Genomic DNA, 239 nt, shown 5'->3' on the forward strand with positions numbered 1-239 from the left:
GTTCGATTCCCGCTGCACGCTCCAACTCATTTTGTGTGCTGATATAGCTCAGTCGGTAGAGCGCACCCTTGGTAAGGGTGAGGTCCCCAGTTCGACTCTGGGTATTAGCACCAGTCTAAAGCTTCTTCTCCTTTAATAAAGAAAACCATTTTTTTTGGTTGCGTGGTCTTATTTTAAGCCACCTAATCCGTACCTAGAGGGACACCCCATGTCTAAAGAAAAATTTGAACGTACGAAAC

1 tRNA gene is annotated in these 239 nt (G+C 45.2%); it reads left to right on the plus strand.

Annotated elements, in window-relative coordinates:
* Positions 1–37 precede the first annotated feature (37 nt).
* Positions 38–113 (plus strand) — tRNA-Thr (locus A142_RS17915).
* Positions 114–239 lie beyond the last annotated feature (126 nt).

The organism is Vibrio splendidus 12E03, from assembly GCF_000272105.2.
Lineage (GTDB): Bacteria > Pseudomonadota > Gammaproteobacteria > Enterobacterales > Vibrionaceae > Vibrio > Vibrio splendidus_I.